6 protein-coding genes, 1 pseudogene and 1 riboswitch are annotated in these 15,613 nt (G+C 73.1%); of the genes and pseudogenes, 5 read left to right on the top strand and 2 right to left on the bottom strand.

The features are described 5' to 3' along the window. Positions 1–31 precede the first annotated feature (31 nt). The 4 genes and pseudogenes from AB0J57_RS01070 to AB0J57_RS01055 all read left to right on the top strand — a co-directional run. Positions 32–1,042, top strand: coding sequence for a 3-hydroxyacyl-CoA dehydrogenase family protein (locus tag AB0J57_RS01070; RefSeq protein ID WP_366125787.1), 1,011 nt, complete (start codon positions 32–34; stop codon positions 1,040–1,042). Then, positions 1,035–5,852: an amino acid adenylation domain-containing protein gene (locus tag AB0J57_RS01065; protein WP_366125786.1), complete on the top strand. Its 4,818-nt coding sequence runs from the start codon at positions 1,035–1,037 to the stop codon at positions 5,850–5,852. Before AB0J57_RS01070 ends, AB0J57_RS01065 begins: the two co-directional genes overlap by 8 nt. Beyond that, positions 5,849–10,705, top strand: coding sequence for an amino acid adenylation domain-containing protein (locus AB0J57_RS01060; RefSeq protein ID WP_366125785.1), 4,857 nt, complete (start codon positions 5,849–5,851; stop codon positions 10,703–10,705). The genes AB0J57_RS01065 and AB0J57_RS01060 overlap by 4 nt, the downstream gene beginning before the upstream one ends. A gap of 744 nt (positions 10,706–11,449) precedes the next feature. Beyond that, a pseudogene (locus AB0J57_RS01055) lies at positions 11,450–11,549 on the top strand (AAA family ATPase); the annotation flags it as partial. A gap of 70 nt (positions 11,550–11,619) precedes the next feature. Here the strand turns inward: AB0J57_RS01055 and adh are convergent. Beyond that, complete coding sequence (adh, locus tag AB0J57_RS01050) at positions 11,620–13,143, bottom strand: aldehyde dehydrogenase (RefSeq protein ID WP_366125784.1); 1,524 nt, start codon at positions 13,141–13,143, stop codon at positions 11,620–11,622. A 55-nt stretch (positions 13,144–13,198) separates the two neighbouring features. Continuing rightward, complete coding sequence (locus tag AB0J57_RS01045; protein ID WP_366126436.1) at positions 13,199–14,503, bottom strand: GAF domain-containing protein; 1,305 nt, start codon at positions 14,501–14,503, stop codon at positions 13,199–13,201. Between the two features lie 127 nt (positions 14,504–14,630). Further along, positions 14,631–14,719: riboswitch (ZMP/ZTP riboswitch) on the top strand. 23 nt (positions 14,720–14,742) lie between these two features. On the opposite strand from AB0J57_RS01045, the gene AB0J57_RS01040 reads away from it, so the two are divergent. Further along, complete coding sequence (locus AB0J57_RS01040) at positions 14,743–15,600, top strand: bifunctional 5,10-methylenetetrahydrofolate dehydrogenase/5,10-methenyltetrahydrofolate cyclohydrolase (protein ID WP_366125783.1); 858 nt, start codon at positions 14,743–14,745, stop codon at positions 15,598–15,600. Positions 15,601–15,613 lie beyond the last annotated feature (13 nt).

Below are 15,613 nucleotides of genomic sequence, written 5' to 3'. Positions count from 1 at the left end.
GCGGCTCGGCCGACGAAGGAGACCTGCAACAGTGGGCGATCAGACAGACGTGCAACAGACCCAGCAGACCGCACGGACCGAGCAGACCGTACCGACCGAGCAGACCGTACCGACCGAGCCGGCCGCGCAGACCGTTCCGGCCGGGTCACTGGTGGGCATCGTCGGCGCGGGCACGATGGGGATCGGTGTGGCGCAGTGCTTCGCCGAAGCCGGCCACCCCGTGGTCGTCGTCGACAACGACCCCGGGGCGCTGGCCTCGGGGCCGGCTCGGCTCCGCGCCGGGATCAGGACGGCCACGCTGCTGCGCCGGGGGTCCCGGCAGACGCGGGTGGGCGCGCCCGCGTCCCGCACCGAGTCCCTGGTGACCTGGTCCGCCGAGCTCGCCGACATGGCGGCCGCTGTCCTGGTGGTGGAGTGCGCCCGGGAGGACGAGGACATCAAGGAGGGGATCCTCCGCGAGCTGGACCGGATCTGCGGGGCCGAGGCGATCTTCGCGTCCAACACCTCGTGCATCCCGGTCAGTCGCCTCGGTTCCTTCACCGCCCGCCCCGACCGGGTCATCGGCACCCACTTCATGAACCCGGCGCCGCTCAAGGACGCGGTGGAGGTGATCCGCGCGCCGGAGACCAGCGATCTCACCGTGGAGCGCACGGAAGGCTTCCTCGCCCGCGTCGGAAAGCACGCCCTCGTGGTCCGTGACGCCCCCGGCTTCGTCACGAACCGGGTGCTGATGCTGACGCTCAACGAGGCGGCCGCCGTGCTGGGCGAGGGAACCGCCGACGCCGAGACCGTGGACCGCATTTTCCAGGACTGCTTCGGTCACCCCATGGGGCCGTTGCGCACCGCGGACCTCATCGGTCTCGACACCATCGCCGACTCGCTGGAGGTGCTGCGCCGGCATACCGGCGAGGACCGCTTCCGGCCCTGCCCCCTGCTGGCCCGTCTCGTCGCCGAGGGCAACGTGGGACGCAAGTCGGGCAGTGGCTTCTACCAGTACTCGTCACAGCACCTGATCGCGCGGGGAGGAACCCACCATGGCTGACCGCCAGGGCGCGCCCACTGACGCGTCCGCCGCCGGGCAGGACGCCTGGCGTGCCGTACGACACTCCGGTACGGGACCCATCGCCCCCGGCAGCCACACCGCCCAGCTCGTGGAGATTCACGGCGACCTGGACCTCACCACCCTGGGCAAGGCGGTCGCGCAGGTCGTGGCCGAGACCACCACACAGCGGGTGCGCTCCGCCGGCCAGGGACCGGACGGTCCGCCCGTACCGGAGATCTCGGACAGCCTGCCGCTGCCCGTGGTGGACCTGAGCACGGAGGCGGACCCGCCGGGCGCGGCCGATGCGTGGACACGCGCGGCGCTCGAGCGGGGAGCGGAGCACGCACCGGGTGGCGAGGAGACCGCGCGGCCCTGGTCCGCCCAGGCGTTGCTGCGGCTCGGCCCGGACCGCCACCACTGGTTCCACCAGCACCACCGGGCCGCTGTCGATCGCTTCGGCTGTGCGCTGATCACCCGTCGGGTCTCCGAGGTGTACACGGCACTCGCCGAGGGCCGCCCGGCCGCTGACGGTGCCCTGGCCGCCCGGGCCCGCACGGCCTCGGCAACGGCCGGGTACGCCGGATCTCCCGCGCAGGAAGCCGACCGCGCCCACTGGCGCCGGCGGCTCGCCGACCTCCCCGAGCCGGTGACCTTCGCGTCCGCCCCCGCCCGGGACGCCGACCGGCTGCGAGCACCGGTGAACTCCCGCCCGGTGACGCTCGGCACCACCGACACCGAGCGTGTACGGGCCACCGCCCGCCACAGTGGTGTGCCGGTCCGGGCGGTGCTGTGCGCCGCCGTGGCGGCCTACTCCCACCGGCTGAGCGGCGCCACGGACGTGGTGATCGGCATGCCGGTGGACGGCCGGCCGAGCCGGGTGAGCAGGCGTGTCCCGGACGCGAGCGACTACATCGTGCCGCTCCGGCCGGCGGTACGGTCCGCCGCCACCTTCGCCGAACTCGTCCACGACGTCGCCCGGGAGTCGCGCGAGGCGGTCAGGCACCAGCGGCTGGGCCACCGGGAGTTGTGCCGCGAGGCCGGGGCGCCGGACGACCGGCCCCGGCTGTTCGGGCCGATCGCCGACATCCGCACCCCCGGGACCCTCGTGCGGTTCGGTGACCTGTCCGTGGTGGTCCACGACCTGGTGCCCGACCCGGTCCACGACATACGCGTCATACTCGACGACGACCCCGAGGACCAGGGGCTGCGGATCGTCTTCAGCGGTGCGGCGGATCGCTATTCCGCCGCCGAACTCGACGTGCACGCCCGGCGTTTCGGGCGTCTGCTGTCCCTGGCCGTGGCCGGCCCGGAGCACCCGCTGGGCAGCTTCGACCTGCCGGCGGCGGACGAGGGGGCGGCAGTTCGCTCCTGGACGGGCGGCACGGAGTCCGGAGCGCCCCGCCGAACGCTCACCGACCTGCTGGAGAGCGCCGCCCGGAGCCACTCCGACACGGTCGCCGTCATCAGCGCCGATGACAAACTCACCTACGCGGAACTCCACGAGCGTGCCAACCGGCTGGCCCGGCTCCTGCTCGACCGGGGTGCCGGGCCGGAGTCGGTCGTCGGGCTGCTGCTCCCTCGGTGCGCCGGGACACTCGTGGCGATGCTCGCGGTGCTCAAGACGGGCGCCGCGTACCTGCCGCTCGACCCCGGGTACCCGGCCGAGCGGCTCCGCTTCATGGTCGAGGACGCGGAACCCGTCTGTGTGCTGACCGACGCCGCCACCGACTCGCACGTCGCGGACGTCGTGAGCCGGCTGACCACGACCATCCGGCTCGACGACCCCGCGGTCGCCGGGGAGCTGGAGCACCTCTCACCCACGGCACCGACCGACGCCGACCGCCCGGAGCCGCTGCGGCCCTCGCATCCCGCGTACGTCATCTACACCTCGGGCTCCACCGGTACACCCAAGGGGGTCGTGGTGCCGCACCGCGGTGTGGTCGCGCTGGTGGACTGGGCGGCCGCCGAGTTCGGTGCCGAGTCGTTGGCACACGTACTGGCGGCGAGCTCCTTCAGCTTCGACGCGTCGGTGGCCGAGATCTTCCCCGCGCTGGCGGGCGGCGGCAGCGTCGAGGTGGTCGGCAATCTCCTGTCGCTGCTCGACGGCGACCCGCCGCGCTGGTCGGGCGGTCTGCTGTGCGCCATCCCTTCAGTGCTCTCCAAGCTGCTGGAGACCGGCGGTCTCCAGGTGTCGGCCACGACGCTCTCGATGACCGGTGAGGCACTCCCCGCGACACTCGCCGCGCGGATCCGGGAGATCATGCCCGGCACCCGGCTGCTCAACGTGTACGGGCCCACCGAAGCCACCGTCTATGCCACCGCGGCCACCATCCCTGCCCCCGCCCCGGCCGGCGACGGCCCCGTGCCGGAGGGCGCACCGCCCATCGGGCGGCCGCTGGGCCACGTACGCGCCTACGTGCTCGACAGCTCACTCCGGCAGGTCGAGGCCGGCCGCCAGGGCGAGCTGTACCTGGCGGGAGACGGCCTCGCGCGGGGATATCTGCGCCGGCCCGGGCTGACCGCGGAGCGTTTCGTCGCCGACCCCTTCGGCCCGCCCGGCGAGCGGATGTACCGGACGGGTGATCTGGCCCGTTGGCGCCCCGACGGGCAGCTCGACTTCCTCGGCCGTGCGGACGCCCAGGTCAAGGTCAACGGCTTCCGCGTCGAGCTCGGTGAGGTGGAGGCGGTGCTCGCCCGGCACCCCGCCATCGCCGAGGTCATGGCCTGTGTCCGGAAGGGGACGAGTGGCGGCGCCCGGCTCATGGCCTACCTGGTGCCCGCGGAGGGAGCCCGCATCCCCAGCCGCCGCGCGCTGCGGGACTGGGCGGCCGAACAGATGCCGGCACATCTGGTCCCGGCGGATCTGAAGGCCGCCTCCGCGCTGCCACGTCTGGGCAGCGGCAAGCTCGACCGCGAGAAGCCGCCGACGGACGTACGGCCGCTGGAGGCCGGTCTGCCGACCGCCGACGGAGCGCGGGAGGAGCACGTGGCGCGGGAGGAGCACGTGGCGCGGGAGGAGCACGTGGCGCGGGTGTTCCGCGAGGTGCTCCGGCTCCCCGAAGTCGCCATGGACGTCAGCTTCTTCGACCTCGGCGGCGACAGCATGATGTCGATCCAGATGCTGAGCCGGCTGCGTCGGGTGGGTCTCGTCCTTACACCGCAGGACATCTTCGAGCACAAGACGGTCAGAGCGCTGGCCCGGGTCGTGCGCCCGGTGGACCGTACGAAGAGCCCCGAGGGCCCCGAGGAACCGCCGGCCCCGAGAACCTTCCTCTTCGAGGTCGACGAGGAGACCTCCGCCGCGCTGGCCGGCGTGGCCCGCGGGCATGGCGTCACGACCGACACCGTGCTCCAGGCAGGCTGGGGCATCCTGATGGGGCAGGAGACCGGCAACACCGACGTCGTGTTCGGCTCCGTCGTCTGCGGCCGCCCGGCGGAGCTCGGCGGAGCGGAGCCCATGGCCGGGCTCTTCGGCAACACGGTGCCCACCCGGGTGCGGCTGGACCCGGCGGAATCGCTCGGGGCGCTGCTGAGCCGGCTGGAGCGGGAGCAGGCCGCGCTGATGCCGTACCAGCACACCGGCCTCGGCGGGATCCGCCGGATCACCGGCGTGAGGGACTCCTTCGACTCCGTGATGGTGTTCGAGAACCACCCGCTGGACCCCGATGAGCCGGCCGGGCGCGCCAGCGCGCCGGCACCCGGCCCGAATCCCATGGACACCCATGGTGACGACGCTCCGGACTCCCCGCTGCTCCTGACGGTCTCCGCCAGGAGCGGGAAGCTGCTGCTGCGTTTCGACTACCGCCCGCACGTGTTGGCCCGCGAGTGGATCGTCGCGCTCGCCGAACGCTTCACCACACTGTTGACCGAAGCGGCCGCCGAGCCCGCCAGAAGCGTCGGTTCGTTCCTCTCGCCCGAGGCGGGCGACGACACCGCGAGCAATGGGTGGCGGGGCATCCAGGAGACGTCCGAAAGCGGCACCGGGGTCCTGTTGCCGCTGCGGGAGTCGGGCGACAAGGCGCCTCTGTTCTGCGTGCACCCGGCGGCGGGCTTCGCCTGGTGCTACGCGGGGCTCACCTCGCCGCTCGGCGCGGACCGGCCGGTGTACGGCCTGCAGGCCCGGGGCCTGGACGGCCGCGAAGTTCTGCCGGCGTCCCTGCGGGAGATGGCGGCGGACTACCTGGACCATGTCAGGTCAGTCCAGCCCACGGGCCCCTACCACCTCCTCGGCTGGTCCTTCGGCGGGGTGGTGGCCCACGAGATGGCGGTGCAGTTGGAGCAGAACGGCGAGTCGGTGGAGACGCTGGCGCTCCTGGACGCCTACCCCATGGGCGCGGACGTCGCCGACGCCGAGGCCTCGGCCGAGGCCGCACCGGGTTCGGTCGCCGGCCGGGACGTCCTCGCGATGCTCCTGGAACACTTCGGCTACGACCCCTCCCTGTGGGCGGGCGAGTCGCTGACGTATCCGCGGCTCGTGGAGATCACCCGGGCGCGGCAGGGGCTGCTGGCCTCCTTCGACGAGCAGCGGATCGCCGCGCTGGCCCGGACCTTCACCAACAACGCGCGGGTCGCCGGCCAGCACAAGCCTCGCCCGTTCGGCGGGAACACCGTGATGTTCACCGCGCGGGACCACTCGCCCGAGACCGCGCTCGGCCTGTGGCGCCCGCTGATCAAGGGGGCGCTCGAGATCCTGCCGGTCGACTGCACGCACATGGAGATGGGACGCCCCGCCGCGCTCGGCGACATCGGCCGCGTCCTCGTCGAACGGTGGGCCTCCAAGGCACAGAAGGGAGCGGTGAACACTCCGTGAGGAACGAGCCGGAGCATGTGCGCTCGGCGGATCACCCGTCGATGCCGCTCACCACGATGCAGCACGGGATCTGGATGGCGCAGCAGTTGGCGCCTCCGGGCCGGTACCACCTGGCGAGTGCGTTCGAGATCGCCGGAGATCTCGATCCCGGGTTGTACGAGGCGGCTTTCCGGTTCGCCGTGACGGAGACCGAGCCGTTCACGACCCGGTTCGCCGTCACGGCCTCCGGAGAGCCGAGGCAATGGGCCGGCCCCCTCCCCACCTGGCACATACCGGTCGTCGATCTCCAGCGGGAACCCGCACCGATGGCCGCCGCGCTGGACTGGATGCGAGCGGACATCCCCCGCCCGCTCGACCTGGAGAACGGCCCGGCGTTCAGGACCGCGTTCCTGCGCCTCTCCGAGGACCGGGTCTGCTGGTATCTGCTCGTCCACCACCTGGTGGTGGACGGCTTCGGCCTGGCGCTGTTCGCCCGGCGGCTCGGCGAGATCTACGCGGCGTTGGAGCGCGGCGAGTCCCCGGAGCCCGGCCACCAAGTGCCGTTGGACACCCTGCTCAACGCCGAGCGGGCCTACCGCTCCACGCCCGACTTCGAAGCCGACCGTGAGTTCTGGACGGCGAAGATGGCCGGTTGGCCGGGAGCCGTCCGGCCAGGTATGCCCGGGCCAGGCGCGGCGGGCCGGGACATACCCGGCCGGACGGGCATCGGCCGGACGGGCATCGGCCGCACAGGCATCGGCCGGACGGGCATCGAGCGGATGGGCATCGACCGGATGAGCGGGGCACCGGTGCACGGTACGTCCCGGATGCCCGAGGACCGGGTGGCCGCCCTCCGGGCACGCGCACGCGAACTCGACGTCCCCTGGACCGTGGTGGCGACCGCCTCCGCCGTCCTGCTGGACCATGCGCGCACCGGCGGCGGCGACGAGGTCGTCGTGGGGTTCCCAGTCGCCGGCCGCACCCCCAAGACGGCGGGCGCCGTTGCCGGTGCGGCGTCGAACGTGCTCCCGCTGCGGGTACCGGTCGACCTGCGCCGGCCGGCCGCCGAACTGATCCGGACCGTCGGCGAGGCGATCGCCCTCGCCCTCGACCACCAGCGCTACCGGTACGAGGACCTCCGCCGTGACCTTGGCTTCACCGGGTCCGCGCACGCGCCGTACCAACTGCTCGCGAACATCGTCCCCTTCAGCTTCGGCCGCAGTTTCGCCGGGCGGCCGATGACCCTCAGACAGCTCAACACCGGCGCGGTCGAAGACCTCTCCGTCATGATCAGGCCGGAGCGCGGCCGGGCCGGCCTGATGGTGGAGGTGCACGCCGACGCCGGGCGGTACGAGCCCGAGGAGGTCGCCGCCGAGGCCGACCGCTGCGTACGCCTGCTCGACCAGTTGGTCGACGAACCCCGGCGCCCCGTCGGAGAGCTGGATCTGCTGGCACCGGAAGAGCGCAGGCTGCTCGTACCGCGCATCGGCACACCCGCACCCCCCTCGCCCCGTACACTCCCCGAGCTGTTCGAACACTGGGCCGCACTCACTCCGCACGCCCCGGCGGTCCGCCACGGCGACCGGCAGCTCACCTATGCCGAGCTCAACGCGCGCGCCAATCGGCTGGCCAGGACGCTGATCCGGCGCGGCGCGGGACCCGAACGCACCGTCGCCGTCCTGCTGCCCCGCTCCGAGGACCTGGTCACCGCGATCCTGGCGGTGTCCAAGACCGGCGCGGCCTACCTCCCGCTCGACACGGGATGGCCGCCGGAGCACACGGAGCGGATCCTCGCCGACGCCCAGCCGGTATGCGTTCTCTCCGGGACGGACCCGACGGGAGCTGCCGCGACCGCACCCTCGCCGGCGATGAGCGTCGCGGACCTGACCGTCGCGGACCTGAGTCACGCCGACTTGAGCGACGCGGACCTCAGCGACGCCGACCTGAGCGACGCGGACCGCAGCGACGCCGACCTGAGCGACGCGGACCGCACGGGGCCGCTGACGCCCGACCACGCCGCATACGTCATCTACACCTCGGGATCCACCGGCCGCCCCAAGGGCGTGGTGGTCCCGCACCGCGGTCCGGTGGCACTGTTGCGGGCGGGAGCCGCCGAGTTCGGTTTCGGCCCCGACGACACCTGGACGATGTTCCACTCCTGTGCCTTCGACTTCTCCGTGTGGGAGATGTGGGGCGCCCTCGCGCACGGCGGCCGGCTGGTGGTCGTCCCCCGCGAGGTGAGCCGTTCCCCCCACGCGTTTCTCGACCTGCTGGTGCGGGAGCGGGTGACGGTGCTCAATCAGACTCCCTCCGCCTTCCGGTCGCTGGAGCAGGCCGACGCCGAAGAGCCGGCGCGCGGGCGGGAACTGGCCCTGCGCTGGGTCATCTTCTGTGGTGAGGCCCTCTCACCCGCCGTCGTGCGTTCCTGGTACGGGCGGCACCAGGACTCCGCGCCCGTCTTGGTCAACATGTACGGCATCACCGAGACCGCGGTCCTCTCGACCCGGCTCGACCTGGACCGCGACCACGGCACGGCGCGGACCGTCCCGATCGGCAAGGCCATCGCCGGCACCCGGCTGTATGTGCTGGACGGCCGGCTGCGCCCGGTACCCCCCGGGGTGGCCGGTGAGCTGTACGTCGCGGGTTCCGGTGTGGCCAGGGGCTATCTTCACCGCTCCGCACTGACGGCGCAGCGCTTCGTGGCCAACCCCTTCGGCCCTGCCGGGTCCCGGCTGTACCGCTCGGGCGACCTCGTACGCGCCCGTCAGGACGGCTCACTGGAGTACCTCGGCAGGGCGGACGACCAGGTCAAGATACGTGGCTTCCGGGTCGAACCGGCCGAGATCGAGGCGGCGCTGCTGGCCGCACCCGGCGTGGCGGGCGGCGCCGTGCTGGCGAGCTCCGGCGTTCCGCGGGACCCCGCCGGCATGGACGCGGACGGCGGTCAGGGAGCCGACGGGGCGGCGCAGTTGGTGGCCTACGTCGTCCCCACCCGCGAGGCGGCGGCAGACGATCCGGGGCGGATCCCCGCCCGGCTGCGGGAATGGCTGCGCGCGCGGCTTCCGGCGCATCTCGTCCCGTCCCTGTTCGTCCCGCTCGACAGGCTGCCGCTCACCCCCAACGGGAAGCTGGACAGGGCGGCGCTCCCTTCCCCCCACGCCCGCGCCCACACGCCGTCACGCGCCCCGGACACGCCGCTGGAAGCCGCACTGGCCGGGCTGTACGCCGACCTGCTCGCCGTGGAGCGGGTGGGCGCCGACGACGACTTCTTCGACCTCGGGGGTGACAGCCTGAGGGCGACACGGCTGGTCACCATGGTGCGCCGAGCCGGCCTCGGCGCCCGGGCGGAGCTGGATGTCAGGGACGTCTTCGCCCACCCGACCGTCGCGGGGCTCGCCGCTCACCTGGGCGACACGACTCATCCGGGCGACACCTCCGTGCCGCCGGGGACCCGGCCCCTCCCTCGGCTCCCGTCGGCCGGGGACCGCGGCACCGAGCCGGTCCCGCTCTCCTTCGGCCAACGGCGCTTCTGGTTCCTGCACAAGCTCTCCGGCCCCGACAGCACCTACAACGTTCCCCTGGTGCTGCGCTGGGACGGCGAGCTGCACCAAGGGGCGCTCCGTGCCGCCCTGGGCGACCTCATGGCCCGGCACGAAACCCTGCGTACCCTCGTTCAGCAGCGGGACGGCCAGGCGGTCCAGCACATCCTGCCGGTCACGGCCGCGCGCCCGGCACTCACGGTCGAATCGGTCGCCCCGGACCGGCTACCGGACGCGTTGAACGCCGCGGCCGGCCGGCCCTTCCGCCTGGAGAGCGAACTTCCCCTGCGCGCGGTCCTCTTCACCACCGACACCTCACGCGGGCAGACGCTGCTCCTGCTGCTCCACCACATCGCCTGCGACCGCGCCTCGCTGCCGCGGCTGCTGGACGACCTCGGCACCGCGTACCGGGCCCGCGTCAGCGGTGCCGCCCCGGGCTGGCCGCCGTTGCCCATTCAGTACGCCGACTTCACCCTGTGGCAGCGTGAACTGCTCGGCCCCGACGACGAGCCCAGCGCCCTGCGGGCCGGTCAACTCGCCTACTGGGACAAGACCCTGGCCGGTCTGCCGGAACGCATCCCGCTACCCGCCGACCGTACGGAGCAGGCGCCGTCCGGGCGCCCTTCGCACAGCGCCGGCGACACGGTGGCTTTCACCGTCCCCGCAGACGTACACGGGCAGCTCCTGGAGGTGGCCGCGGACGAGCAGGCCAGCCTCTTCCTGGTGGCGCACGCCGGACTGGCGGCGCTGCTCACCCGCCTCGGCGCGGGTACGGACATCCCGATCGGCACGGCGGTGTCCGACCGCGCGGACGCGGAGCTCGACGGCCTCGTCGGCTTCTTCGTGAACACACTCGTACTGCGCACCGACACCTCGGGAGCACCGACCTTCCGCGAGCTGCTCGCCCGGGTCAGGCAAGCCGATCTGGAGGCCTTCGCCCACCAGGATGTGCCCTTCGACCTGGTCGTGCAGGCGCAGGGGCCACGACGGGCGGCGAGCGGGCAGGCGGTGTTCGGCCGGGCCTTGTTCCAGGTGATGCTGGTTCTCACACCATCCCTCCCCGCAAGGCTGGAGCTACCGGGCCTGTCCGCCACGGTGGACCTGGTCGGCAGGGGTTCCGCCGGGTTCGACCTGACCTTCGGCCTGTTCGAGCGGCGGGACGCCGACGGCACCTGCCACGGCCTCGACGGTGTCGTCGAATACCGGACCGAGCTGTTCGACCGGTCCACCGTCGAAGCCCTCTGCACCCGCTTCACCCGGCTGCTGCGTACGGTCGCCGCCACCCCGGACATCCCGGTCCACGACATCGCCCTGTCAGAGCCGGAGGAACACTGACGGCTGCCCACCGAGTGACCTGCGGCCCCGCTACCTCCTCCGTGGCCCCGCAATGACGCTTCCCGGCCTCGGGCCCGGCATGACCCGCGCGAACCGGGCTCACCTCTGTGCAACCGCGCTGGCGCCCCACATGGCCTCACTCCGCCCCCGCACTTGCCCCCGGTACACCACCGGCAGCACACCCGTTACCGTCGGCCCTGTGCCCCGTACGGACTGCGGCGAGCGGGGCGCCGGGATATATGGGAGCAACGCGGCCTCGTGGTCGGCCATGGCCGATGGCCGGACGCGGCACGTCGGGTCACTGTCCTCCATGGGCCGCTTCACTCGTCGTTGCCTCGGCATGACAGCCGGTGGTTCGCCCGACGTCGCGTCGACGTACGCAACGTGGTCCGCGCCGCAAGGCCCACGGCGACCGGGACGGCACCCGCGCTCTGATCGAGGTTCTGCTGCTGGGCCGGCATCTTCACCACGAATACCTGGTGGCCGGGCTCGCGGCCGCCCTGCGGGCCGGTGCTCTGACTGCGGACGCGGTCCCGCTGGAGGCCCGTAAGGCCGCCGAGGCCGACGAAGCACCGCCCACTACGGCAGATCCGGAGCCGGACCGGGCGAGGGTGACGTTCCTAACCGAACGGCGGCTGGCCCACCTGCCGCCCGACAACCGGCCGCTGCCGTCCGTCGGGCCTACGACTGGCTGCTGCGACCGAGGCAGCGGCCGGACCGATCCGCCGTCGAGGGAGACAGGCCATGACGACGTTCAAACGCCACCGCGGACCTAACCGAACAGGCCGCGGACGCGGCCGTCGACCAGGCATGCCGCATGCTGCGGCTGCCCACCATCCAGGCCGTCGCACTGGGCACCGAAGCCGCGATGGCCTGACCGGCATCTTCCCTGGTCAGGCGCCCTTTTGCTGCATCTAGAAGAAGCCGAGCTTCTTCGCCGAGTACGACACCAGCAGGTTCTTCGTCTGCTGGTAGTGGTCCAGCATCATCCGGTGGCCCTCCCGTCCGATGCCCGACTGCTTGTAGCCGCCGAACGCCGCGTGCGCCGGGTAGGCGTGGTAGCAGTTGGTCCAGACCCGGCCCGCCTGGATGGCGCGTCCGGCGCGGTACGCGGTGGTGATGTCACGGGTCCAGACGCCGGCGCCGAGGCCGTACAGGGTGTCGTTCGCCGTCGTGACGGCGTCGTCGAGGTCGGTGAACGACGTGACCGCGACGACCGGGCCGAAGATCTCCTCCTGGAAGATCCGCATCCGGTTGTCGCCCTCGAAGATGGTCGGCTGGACGTAGTAGCCGCCCGCCAGTTCACCGCCGTACTCGATCCGCTGACCGCCCGTCAGGACCTTGGCGCCCTCCCGCTGGCCGATGTCGAGGTACGAGAGGATCTTCTGGAGCTGCTCGTGGGAGGCCTGGGCACCGATCATCGTGTCCGTGTCCAGGGGGTGACCCGGGACGATGCGTTCGGTGCGGGCGACGGCGGCCTCCAGGAACTCGCTGTAGTGGCCGCGCTGGATCAGCGCGCGTGACGGGCACGTGCACACCTCGCCCTGGTTGAGGGCGAACATGGTGAAGCCCTCCAGGGCCTTGTCGCGGAAGTCGTCGTCCGCCGCCCATACGTCGTCGAAGAAGATGTTCGGCGACTTGCCGCCCAGCTCCAGGGTGACCGGTTTGAGGTTCTCGGAGGCGTACCCCATGATCAGCCGCCCCGTCGTCGTCTCGCCGGTGAAGGCGATCTTGGCGACGCGGGGGCTGGAGGCGAGCGGTTTGCCGGCCTCCGCGCCGAAGCCGTTGACGATGTTCACCACGCCCGGCGGGATGAGGTCGGCGATCAGCCCCATCAGCACGTGGACGGACGCCGGTGTCTGCTCGGCCGGCTTGAGGACGACCGCGTTGCCCGCCGCGAGCGCCGGGGCCAGCTTCCAGGCCGCCAGCAGCAGGGGGAAGTTCCACGGGATGATCTGCGCCACGACACCGAGCGGTTCGTGGAAGTGGTACGCGACGGTGTCGTCGTCGAGCTGGCTCAGCGAGCCCTCCTGGGCACGCAGCACACCCGCGAAGTAGCGGAAGTGGTCGACGGCCAGCGGCAGGTCGGCGGCGAGCGTCTCGCGGACCGGCTTGCCGTTCTCCCAGCTCTCCGCGACGGCCAGCCGCTCCAGGTTCGCCTCCATCCGGTCGGCGATCCGCAGCAGGACGTCCGCCCGCTCCGCCGGGGCGGTCCGGCCCCACGCCGGTGCCGCCGCGTGCGCCGCGTCCAGGGCGCGCTCGACGTCCTCGGCGGTGCCCCGCGCGACCTCGGTGAACGGCAGGCCGTTCACCGGGCTGGGGTTCTCGAAGTACCGGCCGCGAGCGGGCGGCACATGGGCGCCGCCGATCCAGTGGTCGTAGCGCGACTCGTACGAGACGATCGCGCCCTCGGTGCCGGGCGCTGCGTAACGGGTCATCCGGGCCTCCCTGGTACCGCGCCGTCGGCCGGCGCTCACGGTGAGGCTGGTGAGGCTAGGGACGCGGACGTTGCGACCGCGTTGCGCCCGACACCCCGGACAGCTCCGCCTCCAGGGCGTCCAGACGCGCCCGTACGGGGGCAAGGCCACCCGCCGGTACGGCCGCCGCCAGCGCCCGCCACACCTCCAGGTCGTCCTCGCCCCACGGGCTGTGCGCCCAGTCGGCGAGCAGCACCGGGTCCCCGCGCGCGACCAGCGCGGCGCGCAGCCCGTCGGCCAGCCGCCGCCGCAGCCGGGTCACCGCCGGTGCGCACGAGCCGGGCAGCAACGGCCCGGCGTACCCGCGCAGCGCCGAGGCGACCGCCCCCGAGGCCACCTTTCGCTCCACGGCCTCGAAGTCCGCGTCGACCGGCGCCGCCAGCCGGTACGGGCGCGAGCGCAGCAGCCCGGGCGTCAACACGGCACGCAGCCGGGACAGTTCGGCGCGCAGCGTCACCGGGGTGACCGACTCGTCCTCGTACAGAGCGGCGAGCAGCTCCTCACCACCCATGCCCCGCGGCTGGTGGGCGAGCACCACCAGGATCTCGCTGTGCCGGCGGCTCAGCCGCGTCCGCCGCCCGCCCGCCACCAGCACCGCCTCGTCCCGGCCGAGCGCCGACAACCGCAGCCGGTCACCCGCCGGCGGCACCGGGGTCAGCAGAGCGAGCTGCGACTCCGCCGCCCGCGCCACCGCCTGCACGAACGCCAGGCTGTGCGGATGCGCCAGCCGGTCCCCGCCCGTGATGTCCACCGCGCCCAGCAGCCGCCCGGTACGGGGGTCGTGCACCGGCGCCGCCGCGCACGTCCAGCCCTGCACCGGCCGCCGGAAGTGCTCGGCGGCGAAGACCTGCACCGGCCGGTCGACGGCGATCGCCGTACCGGGCGCGTTCGTCCCCGCGACCGACTCGGCCCACCGCGCGCCCGCCACGAAGTTCATCCGCCCCGCGCGGCGCAGCGTCCCCGTGTGCCCCTCCACCCACAGCAGCCGCCCGAACGCGTCGCACACCGCGACCAGATGCTCCCCGTCCCTCGCGTACGCCCCCGTCAGCTCCCGGATCACCGGCATCACGGCCGCCAGCGGATGCCCCTCCCGGTACGCCGCCAACGCGTCCTCGTCCAGCTCCACGCACGCCGCCCCGTCCGGACACACCCGGGCCCGCGCCGAGCGCCGCCAGGAAGCGGCCACCACCGGCCGCACCACCGGCCGCACCGACTCCGGCGGCCGCCCGCCCGCCGTGAACGCCTCGTGCGCGCGGCGCAGCGCCCCCGCCCGCTCCACGGGATCGGCACCCCGCTCCAAGGCCACCCAGGGGTCGTCCACAACGCCTTCCCCCACCACGCCCTCCCCACCGACGCCTTCCGCGCCATCCTTTACGTCCCCGGCCGGCCTCACAAGCGATCCACGAGCAGGCTCCCGGGACGTGGCGCGGAACCGTCCCGTAGAGTGGGCGGCGGGCCGTGACTGGCGCTTGGGTGGAGTACCACCGGGGAGCGGCCCGGCGGACCGACGCCATTGCCGCGCGCCTGGGCGATCCACTGACGACCGCTCAGGAGACCGCCATGTCCGCCAACCCCACCACCGCCCGCCTCATGGACGGCAGCGGCCTCGCCCGCCGCCTCGTCGAGGAGACCGCGGCCCGCGCCGCCGGCATCACCGCCCGCACCGGCAAGCGGCCCTGCCTGGCCACCGTCCTGGTCGGCGAGGACCCGGCCTCCGTGACGTACGTGAAGATGAAGCGGGCCCGCTGCGAGAAGGCCGGAATCCGCTCCCGCCACATCGAGCTGCCCGCCACGACGACCACCGCCGAACTGGTCGCCACCCTCCAGGACCTCTCGCGCGACCCCGAGGTGCACGGCATCCTGCTCCAGCACCCGGTCGGCCCGGGGATCGACGAGCGGGCCGCGTTCGAGGCGATCGCCCCCGAGAAGGACGTCGACGGCGTGACCTTCAGCTCCTTCGCCACGATGAGCTTCGGCCTGCCCGGGTTCGTCTCCTGCACGCCCGGCGGCATCATGCGGCTGCTCGACGCGTACGACGTCGACCCGGCGGGCAAGCGGGCCGTCGTCGTCGGCCGCAGCGCCATCCTCGGCAAGCCCGCCGGAATGCTGCTCCTGGCGCGGAACGCGACCGTCACGTACTGCCACTCGTACACCGCCGACCTCTCGGCGGCCGTACGGGAGGCCGACATCCTCGTCGCCGCCGTCGGAAAGCCCCGCTTCATCAAGGGCGAGGACATCAAGCCGGGCGCCGTCGTCATCGACGCGGGTTACAACCCCGGCAACGTCGGTGACGTCGACTTCGAGTCCGCCGCCGCCCGCGCGAGCCTGATCACCCCGGTGCCGGGCGGCGTCGGCCCGATGACCATCGCGGTGCTGCTCGCCCAGACGGTGGACGCGGCGGAACGACAGCTCGGGTAGTTCCACGGCGCCG

Origin of the sequence: Streptomyces sp. NPDC049837 (assembly GCF_040674455.1) — a bacterium.
GTDB lineage: Bacteria > Actinomycetota > Actinomycetes > Streptomycetales > Streptomycetaceae > Streptomyces.
The sequence above is the reverse complement of the archived record's forward strand: the minus strand, read 5'-3'. Positions and strand labels throughout refer to the sequence as shown.

Coding starts and splice junctions, on each gene's coding strand:
- AB0J57_RS01065 (WP_366125786.1), top strand. CDS start 1,035: ATGGCTGACCGCCAGGGCGCGCCCACTGACGCGTCCGCCGCCGGGCAG.
- adh (WP_366125784.1), bottom strand. CDS start 13,143: ATGACCCGTTACGCAGCGCCCGGCACCGAGGGCGCGATCGTCTCGTAC.
- AB0J57_RS01040 (WP_366125783.1), top strand. CDS start 14,743: ATGTCCGCCAACCCCACCACCGCCCGCCTCATGGACGGCAGCGGCCTC.